Source organism: Streptomyces sp. BR123 (assembly GCF_013401435.1).
Lineage (GTDB): Bacteria > Actinomycetota > Actinomycetes > Streptomycetales > Streptomycetaceae > Streptomyces.
Genome location: NZ_JACBGN010000017.1, coordinates 17,947 through 31,022 on the forward strand (window position 1 = coordinate 17,947; position 13,076 = coordinate 31,022).

Consider the following 13,076-nt stretch of genomic DNA (forward strand, 5'->3'; position numbering starts at 1 on the left):
GCGATCTTCCTGTGGGTCAGGGACGGGCGTCGACGAGGAGCGGCAGGCGGCGCCGCTCGGGCACGCGGGAGATCAGCCCGAGTTCCTCGGAGAGTTCGGTGGCGAAGCAGCCGTCCTTGTAGGTGCCGGAGAGCCGCTTGGCGGTGAAGGCCTCGATCTCGTCGTGGTCGAACTCCACGTCGTAGGTGGTGGTCGTGCCCGTCTCGCCGGTGGTGACGGTGCGGACCAGGATGCCGAGGTGGGGTTCGAAGGTGTTGACGCAGCCGACGATGTCGCCGATCTTCTCGCGGCGGCCCTCGGCGCCGTCCGAGAGGACCTCCTCCTGTGCGGGGATGGCGGCGAACAGCTGTCGGCCGGCGCGGCACCAGCCGACGTGGCCGGGGAAGCCCATGACCTTGATGCCGAAGGTGCCGAAGTCCTCACTGACGCCGAGCTGGAAGTCGAGCGGGATCGTCTCGTGGATCCACTTGAAGTCGCGGTAGGCCTGCTCGATCTCCTCGCGGGAGAGGCGGAGTTCGGGGTGGCGGCCGCCGTGGTCGGTGAAGTTGTTGAACCGGACGGTGGCCACGCCGAGCTTGTTGAAGTAGTGGGCGTAGCGCTCCAGGGAGGTGCGGCCGTGGTTGTGCCGGCCGACGGTCACGCCGATGTTGACGCGGAAGGCGTCCTGCGGGTCCACGCCCTTGTTGTACTCGGCGATGCGGCGCAGCACCTCCTCGGTGTCCGCGCCGGAGAAGACGCCCTTGATGGGGTAGGTCTTGTGGTCGGTGACTTCGAGGTTCTCGTCGATCACGCCGTGGTAGGTGATGGAGATGGTGCCGTAGCCGTTCTTGACGGCCAGGTCGAGGAGTTCGCTCCAGTTGTCGGCGAGCAGCGGACGGCCACTGGTCCAGGCGTCGCCCTTCTCCATCGTCTCGGTCGGCTTGTGATCGGACTCCTGGCGGAACTCGCGGTTGTTGGCCGGGCCGTAGATCCGCATGAACTCGCCGTCGTAGGCGAAGCTGTCGACGTAGCGGGGATAGACGTGGTAGCCGTGCGACTGGAGGCCCTCCAGGATGCGCGGACCCTCCTCCATGGCGAAGGACTTGTCGTAGACCTTCTCGTAGTTGACGAACCAGCAGTGCGAACACTTCTGGCCGCAGGTGTTCTTGCCGACCTTGGTGTCGAGGTCGAGGTAGATGTGGATGTCCTCCGGCTTGATGTCCTTGAAGGGCATCGAGAACGGGGCATCGCCGTGGAAATCGTAAGAAATGGGATGGTTCTGAGCAGACATGTGTCCCCCGTGAGGTGGTGTGGTCGTGCAGAACGGAGCGATGTGCGGCTACGGCAGTACTCCGGGCCTGCGGCAATGACCGGCAGACGCCCGGTGGCGGGTGGCCAGGGGCCCGGTGGCTGTCAGACGGCTGCCGGGCCGGGGGCAGTGGTAATGATCTGGCGGGCGGTCAACTCGGCGACCGCCGCTGTGCAGGCGTCGGTGTCGGCCGCGGTCAGGACGGCCATGCCGAGCCGGTCCGAGGAGCAGCGCAGCGGGCGGACCTCGTCCCCGGGGCGGACCGGGAGGTCCCAGGCGTGGACCTCCGCGTGGGTGAGCTCGGGCGTCGGCGCGACGGCCGTCACCCGCCCCGGCGGGGCGACGAGGAAGACCGTGGCTGCCGCGGGAGCCGCGGCGGCGCCCTGCCGGATGCCGGCGCCGACCGCCCAGCCGAGGGCGGCGCGCCGCCATTCGACTCCGGTGGTGAGGTGGACCAGGTCGGCGATGCCGTCGCCGCCGAGCCGGGTGTGAGTCTCGATCACGACGACCTTGTCGCCGTCGACCTTGACCTCGGTGTGGCTGGGGCCGTCGGTGACGCCGACCGCGTCGAGCAGTTCGCCAACCGCCCGGGCGACCGCTTCCTGTTGCAGAGGGTCCAGGGAAGGCGGCGGCATCATGTGGCTGACCTCGACGAACCCGTCCGTGGTGCCCTTCTCGGCTATGCCGACGACGGTGTGGGTGCCGTCCGCCGAGAGCGCCTCGACGCTGAACTCACGGCCCTCGGCGAACTGTTCGAGCAGGTACCCGGCCGTGCGGCGGTCCTCGGGGAGTGCGTCGATTCCCTCCACGAGCAGGACGGACGTGCTGCCGACCCCGTCGACGGGCTTCGCCACCGCCCGCCCGTGTGCGGCGAACAGGCGCTCGACCGACTCCGCGTCGTCACCGGCCGCGAAGTCCGGGTTCAGGTGCGGGGCCCGGCGTTCCAGGAGCTGCCGCATCCGGAGCTTGTCCCGGGTGGCCCGTACGACGTCCGGGTCGACGCCTGCGACTCCGAGGCGGCGGGCGGCCAGCGCGGCCGGCTCCAGGCCGAGTTCGGTGAGGGAGACGACGGCCGTGGGCCGGAGGGGGCGCAGGACCTCGTCGGTGAAGGCGAGGAAGCCCGGCAGGTCCAGGAAGTCGCAGGTGAGGACCCGGTCCCCGGGAGCGAGTGCGGGCGCGCCGGGCAGCTGTACGTGGACCACCCTGCCGGGCAGGGTCGCGGCCGCGCGGGCCACGGTCGGGTTGGCCCCGATGACCACCAGGGTCGTCATGCCCCCGGCGTCCCCCGGACCGATCTCCTGTGGTCTGCCTGCCAGCCCCACTGCACCCACTGCTGTTCCCCCGTCCCCCGACACCGACCATCTGTTCGGCCGGCGTGCCGGGCACAACATCGCAACATGATCGTCGGGTGTCAACAGTTCGAGCCAACGAAGCCAGGAAGCCCCCGAAACCGGGTCTGACCTGCGGCCGGCCCCGGATTTGAGCGCTTCCCGCAGAGCCGCACGGCGCCCCGCCCCGGGTGCGAGCGCCGGCTGGATGAGGACACTGTTTCGGCCAATTCTCCGGCTCCAGGACACGCTCCGTTCACAAAACCGCAGCACGCGTCCCAGGCCGGTACACACTTTCGGCCAATGTCTCCCTGCGTGGTGCCGCACTCGCGGATCACCGCCCTCCACCGGCTCCGCAGCCGCCCCGGCGCAGCACCCCATGGCGTCGTCCTCCCGCTCACCCGAGCCCCGCGGCCGCTCCCACCGAGCCGCCTCACCGGTCTCACCCGCAGCGGCTCCGCACGAGAAACACTTCGGGTACTTCAAATTCCCGCCAGGGCCGCCCGGCGCAGCACGGCGAATTCGTCGGCGGGAACCGCAGGGAAACGCTCGGCAGGAAGTTTCACGATCCAGTCACCGCCGCTCCCGGCAGCGGAAACACGCTGACGGCGGTCGACCGGGAGTTTTGAGGCAGCTCGCCAGGCGGTGAGGTATTCGCTGGTCCTCCAGCGATCGGGCGAACCCGGAAGCGGTCACCGCGGCCGGAGGGGAGGGCGACCACCGCGTGCACCGCGGAATTCGCCGATCAATGGATCAGCTTTCCTGCCTACAGCCGGTCGCGCTTCTCAAGACGATGTAGAGGCCGGTGCAGACGACTGCCATGAGGAGGACGGCGAAAAGGCAGCCCGCCGCCCATTTCAACTCCGGTACGCCCTCGAAGTCCATGCCGCTTCGCACGGTCGAGGCGGCTGCGTGAGGGCTGAGGAGGCGACTCACGGGCCCGGCGTACGTGTCACCTCGCGGTCTGCTGCCAGACGGAGGTGAGCGCCGTGACGGGGTTGCTGTCGGGCGGCGCGGCAGGCCACCAGCCGCCGTGGTCATCCTGGAGGTAGGGGTACCAGCGGGTGTCGAGGCCCAGGCGCACCTGGATGCCGTGGCCGGTGAGAGTGAGGCGGTTGCGCCAAGCCCTGAGCGCGACCGGGGTGGTGGTCATTTCGATGAGGGCCTCGGTCAGGGCGCTGCGGGCTGCTGTCATCGCCGCCGGGTCGGGGGTGTGGGGCTGTTCGGCGACGGTGATGCCGGTCGGGCTGCCATACCGCCAGGCGCGGGTGAGGCGGACGAACGCGGTCGGTTCGCCACCGGTGTTCTGGACCAGGCGGTGGAACCACTCCAGTCCGCAGTCGGTCGCGGCGATCCGGGCCGCGTCCTCCCGCTGGGTCAGGTGCAGGCTGGTCGTGTCGCCCGTGAGCAGCCGGGCAGCGCGTACGGCGGTGTCCGTCATGAGGCGTTCGAGGTCCGCGGTGGACAGACCGGTGCCGGGTGGCGGGGCGGCGGGAAGTGCGGCGGTGTGGGGGGCCGGTTCGGGGAGCTCTGGAAGGGGCGGCGTGTGTTCGGCCAGGGCGGCCCAGGCCGCGTAGGCGCCGACGGCCGGGAGGCCGGCTGCGGCCGGTGGCGTGGAGGCCGCTTGTGCGGCCGTACGGCGGGCGCGCAGCCGGGCGAGGACCTCCTCGCGTCCGAGGCCGCGCAGGGCGAATACCACGAAGGGGTCGGCGTCGATGGTGGAGGCGATGGCGTAGCAGAGCGCGGCGGCGTGTTTGCAGGGGTAGCCCCAGTCGGGGCAGGAGCATTCGGGGTCGAGTTCGGTGGGCTGCGGTAGCAGGGGGACGCCGGCGTGGCGGGCGTCGTCGACGAGTTCGGCGGTCATCTCGCCGTCGAGGAGCGCGGCGAGATGTCCGGCCCGGGCCGCGATGGTGTCGAGCAGGGTGTCCCACTGGGCGTCGGTGAGGACGGGCAGGTGGACGGCGGATCGGTAGGGGCGGGGCCTGCTGCCCCGGACGGCGGCTTCGACCTTGCCGAGGGCGATGGTGGTCGGGCCCACCATGCCCTGGCGGGCGTAGGTACGTCCCCGGGACAGGCGCCCCGCGTCCAAGGTGGAGTCCTCCAGGGCCGTCACCCATGCCTGCCCCCACCAGGTCGCGGCGAAAGCACGCCTGCCGCGGGCGGGCGTGCGGCGCGGGCCGGGGGTCGAGGGTGTCATGCCTGCCTCCTCAGGGCGACGAGTTCGGCGAGATCGGCGTCGGACAGTCTCGACGGCCTCACGGGCGAGCGCGGGCCGAAGCACCCGGCCGGCGGTGACCTGCCGTCCCTCGCGGCACCAGACGGCGAGCCGCAGCGCAGCGTCGAAGAGCGGAACACCCCGCACAGCGGCGACAAGCTCCTCCCGCGGAGCCAGCGTCACCGGGCGCAGCACAGGCACGTCCTCGGCCGGTCCGTCGACTCCGGAATCGATCGGATCGACCACCCTGCACTGCCCGCAGGTACACAACGCCACGTCCTCGGCGGTCAGCCGACGGACACCGCCGCGCCCGGCCCCGTCGCCGGTCAGCGGCTTCGCATTGCCGGACACGGTGTCCGGCGTCAGCCGTACGGGCCGTCCCCGGCCCCGCCCGGGGTGGCGAGACACTCCAGCACCTCGGCCAGCCCCCACACGCCGCCGATGTCCTCGGCCGGCACGTCGGCGCGACGCCCGCCGACGCAGCGCACCGTCCGCTCCGTGCCGGCCGGGCGGGGCAGTGTCTTCTCCAGCGTGATCCGGTGTTCCCAGCCGTCGCCGAAGTCGTAGACGCAGCGCAGCCGTTCCTTCTCCTCGGCCAGCACGTCGCCGAGCGCGATGACGTCCTCGTCGCCGACCCCGTGGCCGAAGCCGAGATCCATGCCGGTGAGTCGGGCCGCATCGCCGTACCCCCGGCCGAACTCGTCGGTGAAGAGGTGCAGATGGCCACCGTGCCATCCGAAGGCGACCTGGATGGCGTCGTGCAGCGTCCCGAGCGAGGTGTCGGACGGCAGCACGAGGCGCCGCCACAGGGGCGGTCTTGTGCCGTGCAGCACGATCTTCAGCTGGAGATCGGACGGGGCCGTCTTCCCGTCTCGCTGCATCTGCTGCTCCTACCGCACCGGGGCCACTCGAACGGCCCCATCATGACGCTGCCGGTGTGCCCGGCCCAAAAAGAGTCGCGGCGGCCACCGTCCTTCCGGGAACACACGGTCCGGACGCCGCCCGCAGTGGCTATCCTCCGCCCCGCGCCCTTTCGCGGGGCGGCACAGGCGCTCGGGAGCCGTGACCGCGAACGACCAAGCGACGACGGCCGCCGCCACGGCCCCCTCGGGCGCCCCGGCCCAGACCCAGCCACCGCCGACCGTGATCGACACGCCGCCGAACCACGGGCCCGTGACGGACCTCAAGCGGACGGACATCGACCAGAGCCAGGACATCTTCCAGATGGCACTGGGAGCGGTGGAGGCCGGAGTCCCGGCGATCGCTGGACCCAACTCGTCACGCTCACTCCTCCTGACGACGAACGACGTCGTGGGAGGGTCGTGGGACCGGGGCGAAACCGCCGCGCGTGACGTGACCAATGTGTGGGTCGTTCGCAGCCCCAACCCGGGGAGCCACCCGCCGTTCGTCGTTGCACCCGTAGTACGCACTTGGAGAACTGAGGTGAGGCCTGTGACTCAGATTGCCGCCACCTCGTGGAGCCGTTCCCTGCGGGCCCTTTTCGGGGAGGACGTGTTCGCGGCCGTGGGGGCGCGGCGGCGCGATGACTGGCGCCTGGATGCCCTCGACGTGATGCACCTGCGGACGGACGATCCGCGTGGCTGGTCGAAGGTTGCCGTGGCAGCGGGAGGGGGCGATTACGGCACCGGCCCGGACAGCCCGTTCAGTGCCGTCACGCCAGGAGACTTCAGCGCGGCCTTCCCTGTGTCCAGGAGAGGTGCCGAACAAATCCTGGTCACACTCCAGAGTGAGTGGTTCCAAACAGAGGACATTCCGGATTTTGATGCGCGAGAGGCCGAACTGACCTCGCACGCGAGAACGATCCTGGAAAGATTCGGAGAAGACGCGCTGTTTTTTACCAATGCGGCGACGGCGCGAGAGAATCCCCATGCCGATATGTTTCGTCGCGAGGGTGCCTATGAAGGCTTCACCAGCCACGTAATGGATTGTGGTGTAATCACTGTCTCCGCCACGGAAGTCGGCATCTTCTGGGGCTTCACCATCGACTGAGGATCTCCCGTGCGTACCCGTTCTGCCGCCTGTCCCGGCCGCGCGACCGCACGGCGCTGTACAGGGCTTTCGACGTAGTCACCTGATGTCGTACCTCGGTCAGCCGCTCCAGCACCCTCAGGATCTCCTCAGGTCGAGGTTCGGGACGCTCGCGGAGCTGGTCGAGACCAGGCGGGATCGGTGATGATGCGTCGGTAGGCACGGTCTTCCACTCGGGTCACGGGGCGTCGAGAACTCCATGATCGTGGAAGCCGTGGCATGTCTCGTCCCCAGGGCTGTCCGCTCGACAGATCGTCAGGGGCCGCGGACAGATCCTCTGGACGCCGCCGCCCTGCACCGTCCCCAACCGGCGAGATCGCGATCTGCAGCTGGAGTGCTACGAGGTGAAGCCGACTCCCCGTTCGGCGAATATCCTCATCGCCTCACCCAGGAATTCCACCATCCTGGGATGGTAGGAGTTGTGAAACTCCCTCATGGCGTCGTCTTCCGCATAGAAGAGTGCCATTCCGGCGTACGCTTGCCTGCTGGGGGCGTAAAATCGGCAGGCTATGTCGAAATGCCGGCCGACGAGCTCCTGGATCTGGGGATCCCCGGGCAGGGAGCCGTCCAGGCAGGCCGCGATCTCCCGGTACAGCACGTCCCAGTCCTGGTGGACCCGAGACCTGTCGACGTGCTCCCAGTTGTTGGTCTCGGAAAGGCTCTTCGCCTGCTCTTCGGCCAACGACCGACGACACTCTTCCTCGTACTGATTCCCCATGGCACCAATTCTCTTGTCCGGCTGTCGATCCAGGCGGAACAGTGGCACAGGCCCACCGGATCGGCAAGCTATTTATTTGAGCGGCTCAGTCGATTCGTCAAGGGCAGCCAGAAGAGTCTCCGGATGCAGCTCAAGTCGCTTCCCTGGCGGGATGTCCCGCTCCTGGGCCGGACGAAGGAGACCGGCCACGGGCGCTGCGAGATCCGCCGGATCAAGGTCGCCACCGTGAGCAACCTGCTGTTCCCCGGCGCCCGCCAAGCCATCCTGTCTACGCGGTCACGAGTCTCACTACCCACCAGGCCGCCCCGGCCCGGCTTGCGAAGCCGGTCCGCGGCCACTGGAGGATCGAGTCCCCTGCGGAACCTCGCCATCCCCTGCAGTGGTGTACCAGCAGGTCGTCACGCGCAACGAGCAGGCCGTACATCGCTGGCTGGCCCAGGGCACGCGACCGAGGCTCACCATCTATTGATCAGAAACGGCTCGGGTTCTCATTGACATGAGGGGTCTTCACCGGGGTCGCCTGATCCGCCTCGATGGTCCTGGCCGCCTCGGCTGCTTCCCGGAAGGTGACGACCGCCTCGCCGTTCTCCCGCGCCCATGCGGTGAGCATCCTGATGGGCTCCTCCAGGGTTCGCCCGAGATCGGTCAGGCCGTACTCCACGCGCGGCGGCGCCTCGGCGTACGCGCGCCGCTCGACGAGCCCGTTGGCTTGGAGCCGGCGCAACGTCTGGGTCAGTACCTTGCGCGAAATGCCACCGCTCAGCTCGACCAGCTCGCCGTGGCGCAACGGGCCGTCAGTCAGCGCGAAGAGCGTGACCATGGACCACTTACTGGCGATGATCTCCATGGCCAGGAGAGCAGGACAGTCGGCGAGGAAGGCAACTCCGGGTCGCAGGCTCATGCCCCGAAGGTTACCTGGAGGTACCTGACAGCCGCCTATCGTCGTCGAGGTGCGCACGCCCCCTTACTCGCATCTCGCACGATTGAGGTTTCAGCCATGTTCGTCTCCCTTGCCGTCGTCACCGTGTTCATGTCGGCGCTTCTCCTGGTATCGGCCGGGGCCAAGTCGCTGCGGACGCGGCACATCACCGAGCAGATGTCCACCCTCGGAGTGCCGCAGAGCATGATGGCTTTCCTGATCGGCGCTCAGATCGCGGGCGCGGCCGGTGTGATCGCCGGGCTCTGGTGGGGACCCATCGGAATCGCCGCCGCGATCGGCCTGACGCTCTATTTCGCCGGCGCGGTCGCCTTCCACCTGCGCGTCGGCGACCGCAAGGGCGCGTCTCCGGCGGTGGTCCTCACTATGGCCTCCGTCGCCCTGATCATGCTGCGTGCTGCCACCCCCTGACAGCGGACAGCCGGTATGACGCTGGCCTTGATCGTGCTGGGTGAGGTCGGTCTCCGATGAGGACGGCCACCGTTGATCATCGTGAGTTGTGTCGACAAACGAAGATCAGCCGGTGGCCGTGGGCCACAGCGTACTGATCAGAAACTCATGGGGTCCCCGTCCAGGACGTAGCGGACGTGGGGGCCGCCGAAAGCCGCGGATGATGTGTGGCTGACGCTGATGTTTGCGGAAGAAGCGGCGGGTCTCGGCGGCGAGTTCGGCCTGGTTCCGGGCGCGGTGCTGCTTGGGCAGGCTGTGCTTGAGGTCGGCGTTGACCAGCTCGTCGGGGTTGAGCTCGGGCGAATACGGGGGCAGGAAGTGCAGCTCGATGTCGTCGGGGTGGGCGGAGAGCCAGTTGCGGACCTTCCTGGAGCGGTGAGCGGGGTGCCCGTCGACCACGAGGTGGACCTTATGGCCGAAGTGGCCAGCGAGCCGCTGAAGGAAGCGGCACATCAGCTCGGCGGTGAAGTGCCCGGTGAAGACCATGAAGTGCATCCGGCCCCTGGTGCTGATCGCCGACATCGCGTTGACCGAGAACCGGTTTCCGCTCCTGCGCACCACGGGCGTCCTGCCCTTCTCGCCCCAGGTGCGGCCGGTGACCTGGTCGGAGCGGATGCCGACCTGGTCGGCGAAGAAAACCTCACCTCCGTCCTTCCTCGCCTTCGCCCGGATCGCTGGCCAGGTCTCCTCGTGCCAGCGATGCACGGCCCGCGGGTCCTGCTCGACGGCACGCTTGTCCGGCCGCTGGAAGGACAGACCCCACCGCTTCAGGTACTTGCCCACTCCCGGTTCGGTCAGCCGCACCCGGTACAGCTTCACGATCAGCTCGCCCACCAGTCGCCGCGTCCACAGCTGTCCGCTCAGGCCCACGTCACAGGGCCGGTGATCTAGGATCGCCTGCCGCACGGCGGCCTGCTCGGTCTCCCCGAGCACCTGGTGCACCCCGATCGGCTTGCCCCGCGGCTGCATGACCAGCGCCTCCCGGCCACCGGCCAGCCACTTCGCCCACCACCCGTCGACGGCCTTCAGCGACACCCCGAACACCGCCGCCACGTCCTCACGGACCCGCCCCGCCACCAACGCGGCCACCGCCCGCAGTCGCACGGCCTCCTGCGCCGACGGCGACAGATGCCGCGCGTCCCCCACCAGATCGCTCACACCCAGCTCAACGACCCAGAACCCAAACCGTTTCGGATCAATAGGCCGCTTGGCCGTCCCGTGAGGAACCCGTCGTGCGCGTACTGCTGCAGGGAATGATGCTCGCCGGTCGCGAGCCCGTCGATGTGCGGGCCGGTACGCCACGTGCGGGCTTGCCGGTCTGACGGGCAGGAAACCCGGGCGTGGACGCGAGCAGGTGCCATCGTGCACGCGGGGCCGGGTGATCGCGCTGACGAAAACGAATCCGCCGGCCGGCACCGGTCTGACGCACTGGTCGACACGGACCCTCGCCGGTTCCCTCAAGCGGCGTGAGGGCATCTCTGTGTCCTGGTACAGATGCAAATCCAATAGGCGGGCGATGTGGTTAGTACTCCAGTCGTAGATCGTGATCTTCATGTCTGATTCGCGGCCTGTCGGCGGTAGTGGCTGGCCCTGGCTCGGGCCTGATGGCGGCGTCGCCAGGCGGACCAGCCGAGCCGGTGAGTCACGGCGCACATGGGCCGGACGATTGCTGTGAACAGCCGCTGGATCTCGTTGCAGGTGAGCGGGATCAGTCCGTCCGAGGCGGGATGGCGGGCGTGTTCGTCAGCACGGACGACAGCGAGGAAGGCGTGAGCGAGCATGGCCAGGGTGACCCAGCGGGACCACGAGGTGAAGCGGCGGACTTGGTGTTCGTCCAGTCCGGCCAGGCCCTTTCCTGCCCGGAAAGTCTCCTCCACCCGCCATCTCGACCCGGCGACGCGCACCAGCGTGGCCGGCGGCACCGGGGCCGGCGACCAGCAGCGGTAGTAGGCCAGTTCACCGGTGGTGCGGTTGCGGCGGATCATCCCGCACATCATCACGCACGGCGTCGGCGTCCCACGTGGCCCGGCCGATCAGGTGCTGCATGCCGTCCGGGCTGGTCTCCCCGGCCCACTCCGCGCACCCGGCGCCGGGGCTCGACCCGCGCGAACCGGCCCGCTGTCCGGCCCATCCGGCCCTCGAACGCCTCCTGCCGGCAGGCAGGGTCTACGCTGTGACCAGCGGCCACCGCGAGCTCGTCAGTCTTCACACACCGATGATCAGCGGTGGCCGCGGCTTTCCCGCAGCCGGTCCTCAGGCAAGATCGCGCTGTATGGCTGGATCACCAGGTCGCGCTGATACCAGGTGCCTGGCTCACCGCCGAGGTGGGCCGGTTCGGCCGGGCCGACAGGGACGAACCCTGCTTTGGCCAGCACCTTCTGAGACGCGGCATTCTGGCGGGCCGTGGCTGCCCTCAGCGTGCGCAGCCCGTGTCGGGCCGCCGCCAGCCGGCACAGCTCCCGGACGGTCGCGGTCGCGACGCCGCGGCCGGCGATGTGCTGCGCGACCCGGTAGCCGAGTTCCGCAGTGTGGTCCTCGATACCGACCAGATTGAACCTGCCGAGTACCGAGCCGTCCTCGGCGACGAGTACGTGGAAGGCGCAGATTCCGGCCTCCTGCTCGGTCAGCAAGGCGTTGTACCGATCGGCGAACCGGTCGAAGAAGTCGTCGCCGCGGTCCGGGACCGAGGCAGCGAAGTAGGCGCGGTTCGCCAGCTCGAAGGCCAGGACCGCCGGGGCATGGCCAGCATGCAGCCGCTTCAGCTTGGGCATTTCCCGACCTTACCCAGATGGTCCGCTGAGGCCACCTGGTTTTGCAGACAGCTCCAAGGCCAGGGCACATAACGATCTACGACTGGAGTATTAGTTGCTTGGTCTAGAGCCAGTCCCGACGTTTGAAGATGAGGTACAAACTGATGCAAACTGCCGCCATCAGGGCAACTGCGAATGGGTATCCGAGCGCCCAGCGCAGTTCCGGCATGGCTTCGAAGTTCATGCCATAGATAGTGCCAACGAGTGTGGGTGCAAACAGAATTGCCGCCCAACTTGAGATCTTCTTGATCTCCTCGTTTTGTTCGAAGCCGGCTTCGGCCAGGGCTCGCATCTCGGCGTTCTGTTGTTGGGAGACCAGGGTCGCGTTGACCGTGAGGATGTCCGTGAGTGCCTGGCGGAAGCCGTCGACGCGTTCGCTGGTGTGGGTGACGTGGTCGGCCACGTCGCGGAGGTAGCGCTGGAGCTCCTCGTCCGTGCCGTACTTCGCGAAGCCGGCCATCAGGCCGTGGAGCATGGCCACCAGGGGGCGGGTGGCGCGCTGGAACTCGACCATCTCGCGGGAGAGTTCGTAGATGCGGCGGGAGACCTCCGGGTCGCCGCGGAACACCTCGGTCTCGATCTCGTCCATGTCGTTCTGGACGCCCTCGACGACAGGGGCGTAGCCGTCGACCACCGCGTCGAGGATGGCGTACAGGGCGGCCTCCGGGCCGAGGGAGAGGAGTTCGGGGGTCCCCTCCATGCGGCGGCGTACCGCCGGGAGGTCGGGGGCGGCGCCGTGGCGGACGGTGATCAGGAAGTCCGGGCCGACGAAGATGTGGAGCTCGCTGAACTCGACCTCCTCCGGGGCGTCCAGGTAGCGGGCGGCGCGCAGGACGACGAAGAGGGTGTCGCCGTAGCGCTCCAGCTTGGGGCGCTGGTGGGCTTCGAGGGCGTCCTCGACGGCGAGCTCGTGGAGGTTGAACTCGGCGGCTAGGGACAGTAGTTCGGTTTCGGTGGGGCGGTGCAGGCCGATCCAGGCCATGCGGCCGGGCTGCTCGCGCAGTCGGCGGAAGGTTTCTGCGAGGGTGGTGGGGGACGCGACGCGCCTGCCGGCGCGGTACACCGCGGAGTCGATCACGCTGCGGTGGTCCACGGGGGTCTCGGCCGGGGGCGTGGCGGGCGGGGGCGCGGCGCGGCGCCACCCCGGTCGCTTCGGCGACGGTGGGGGATCGCGGTCTGGGTGCTCCGGCATCGCGGGTCAGCTCCCGGGGTGGGTCAGCGGCATCAGGGGATGGTTTTGATCGCTGGTCGTTGCGGACAGGATCTGTCCGCCATGGGGGA

At 68.9% G+C, this 13,076-nt stretch carries 11 protein-coding genes and 2 pseudogenes; 3 read left to right on the forward strand and 10 right to left on the reverse strand.

Going from position 1 to position 13,076, the window contains the following annotated elements; all coding sequences use genetic code 11:
• Nucleotides 1-16: 16 nt before the first annotated feature.
• The 4 genes from HYE82_RS04830 to HYE82_RS04845 form a co-directional block, all read right to left on the reverse strand.
• Nucleotides 17-1,213 (reverse strand): radical SAM protein, encoded by a 1,197-nt coding sequence (locus HYE82_RS04830; RefSeq protein WP_179172657.1) that lies wholly within the window; start codon nt 1,211-1,213, stop codon nt 17-19.
• A 179-nt stretch (nt 1,214-1,392) separates the two neighbouring features.
• On the reverse strand, nt 1,393-2,559 hold the full coding sequence (locus tag HYE82_RS04835; RefSeq protein WP_179172658.1) for an ATP-grasp domain-containing protein: 1,167 nt from the start codon (nt 2,557-2,559) through the stop codon (nt 1,393-1,395).
• 1,009 nt (nt 2,560-3,568) lie between these two features.
• Nucleotides 3,569-4,813 carry an SWIM zinc finger family protein gene (locus HYE82_RS38860; protein ID WP_179172659.1) on the reverse strand — a complete coding sequence of 415 codons (1,245 nt, stop codon included), beginning with the start codon at nt 4,811-4,813 and terminating at the stop codon, nt 3,569-3,571.
• Nucleotides 4,814-5,193: 380 nt separating this feature from the next.
• Nucleotides 5,194-5,712 carry a plasmid pRiA4b ORF-3 family protein gene (locus tag HYE82_RS04845; RefSeq protein WP_179172660.1) on the reverse strand — a complete coding sequence of 173 codons (519 nt, stop codon included), beginning with the start codon at nt 5,710-5,712 and terminating at the stop codon, nt 5,194-5,196.
• Nucleotides 5,713-5,893: 181 nt separating this feature from the next.
• On the opposite strand from HYE82_RS04845, the gene HYE82_RS04850 reads away from it, so the two are divergent.
• On the forward strand, nt 5,894-6,841 hold the full coding sequence (locus HYE82_RS04850) for a hypothetical protein (protein WP_179172661.1): 948 nt from the start codon (nt 5,894-5,896) through the stop codon (nt 6,839-6,841).
• Between the two features lie 376 nt (nt 6,842-7,217).
• Here HYE82_RS04850 and HYE82_RS04855 read toward each other — a convergent pair whose 3' ends face one another.
• Entirely contained in the window at nt 7,218-7,598 is a 381-nt protein-coding gene (locus tag HYE82_RS04855; protein ID WP_179172662.1) for a TipAS antibiotic-recognition domain-containing protein, read from the reverse strand.
• A gap of 469 nt (nt 7,599-8,067) precedes the next feature.
• Nucleotides 8,068-8,499 carry a helix-turn-helix domain-containing protein gene (locus HYE82_RS04860; RefSeq protein ID WP_179172663.1) on the reverse strand — a complete coding sequence of 144 codons (432 nt, stop codon included), beginning with the start codon at nt 8,497-8,499 and terminating at the stop codon, nt 8,068-8,070.
• Between the two features lie 96 nt (nt 8,500-8,595).
• Between HYE82_RS04860 and HYE82_RS04865 the strand changes: the two genes are divergently transcribed.
• Nucleotides 8,596-8,946 carry a DoxX family protein gene (locus tag HYE82_RS04865; protein ID WP_179172664.1) on the forward strand — a complete coding sequence of 117 codons (351 nt, stop codon included), beginning with the start codon at nt 8,596-8,598 and terminating at the stop codon, nt 8,944-8,946.
• Between the two features lie 137 nt (nt 8,947-9,083).
• Here the strand turns inward: HYE82_RS04865 and HYE82_RS04870 are convergent.
• Nucleotides 9,084-10,083 (reverse strand): annotated as a pseudogene (locus HYE82_RS04870) (IS630 family transposase).
• Nucleotides 10,084-10,303: 220 nt separating this feature from the next.
• Between HYE82_RS04870 and HYE82_RS04875 the strand changes: the two are divergent.
• The gene (locus tag HYE82_RS04875; protein WP_256986926.1) at nt 10,304-10,525 is read left to right on the forward strand and encodes a hypothetical protein; all 222 of its coding nucleotides are present in this window, start codon (nt 10,304-10,306) and stop codon (nt 10,523-10,525) included.
• A 10-nt stretch (nt 10,526-10,535) separates the two neighbouring features.
• Here the strand turns inward: HYE82_RS04875 and HYE82_RS37690 are convergent.
• The 3 genes and pseudogenes from HYE82_RS37690 to HYE82_RS04890 all read right to left on the reverse strand — a co-directional run.
• Nucleotides 10,536-10,970: pseudogene (locus HYE82_RS37690) on the reverse strand (IS701 family transposase); the annotation flags it as partial.
• A 234-nt stretch (nt 10,971-11,204) separates the two neighbouring features.
• Nucleotides 11,205-11,756, reverse strand: a complete 552-nt coding sequence (locus HYE82_RS04885) for a GNAT family N-acetyltransferase (RefSeq protein WP_179172665.1) — start codon at nt 11,754-11,756, stop codon at nt 11,205-11,207.
• A gap of 103 nt (nt 11,757-11,859) precedes the next feature.
• Complete coding sequence (locus HYE82_RS04890) at nt 11,860-12,987, reverse strand: magnesium and cobalt transport protein CorA (protein ID WP_179172666.1); 1,128 nt, start codon at nt 12,985-12,987, stop codon at nt 11,860-11,862.
• Nucleotides 12,988-13,076: the final 89 nt, after the last annotated feature.